The organism is Pseudomonas viridiflava, from assembly GCF_900602065.1.
Classification (GTDB): domain Bacteria; phylum Pseudomonadota; class Gammaproteobacteria; order Pseudomonadales; family Pseudomonadaceae; genus Aquipseudomonas.
In genome coordinates, this window is record NZ_UWFN01000196.1 from 1 (window position 1) to 550 (window position 550).

Consider the following 550-nt stretch of genomic DNA (forward strand, 5'->3'; position numbering starts at 1 on the left):
CAAGTAAGTGATTCAAGCGTGTACGACCCCTGTCATCGACCGCGATATCGGTCCGATGACGGGGGCTTTTCCTTGCGAGTGGACTCAACATGACTGAAAACACCCAATACCTGTCCGCTGCCGTCAAAGCTGTCGAGACCGAAGGCGAGAAGCGCGCCAAGCGGGATCATCGCCACGACCTGTGGTTCAAGCGTTCATTGCAGGCCGCCGCGATGCTGGTGCTTGCTTTGCTGGGTTGTATTGCCCTGTCGACCCTCTGGGGTGGCAGTCTGGCATTCCAGACGTTCGGGTTTGGCTTTCTGACCAGTACCGAATGGGACGTGAACGCCGGCAAGTTCGGCGCGCTGGTTCCGATCTACGGTACCCTGGTGACCTCTTTTCTGGCTTTGCTGATCGCCGTTCCGGTGAGTTTCGGCATTGCGATCTTTCTGACCGAAGTGGCTCCGCCCTGGTTGCGGATGCCGATTGCCTCTGCAATCGAATTGCTGGCAGGGATACCTTCGATCATCTACGGCATGTGGGGGCTGTTCGTGTTCGGCCCGTTCATGGC

At 58.0% G+C, this 550-nt stretch carries 1 pseudogene; it reads left to right on the forward strand.

The features are described 5' to 3' along the window. Positions 1–89: 89 nt before the first annotated feature. A pseudogene (locus tag EE949_RS10565) lies at positions 90–550 on the forward strand (phosphate ABC transporter permease subunit PstC); the annotation flags it as partial.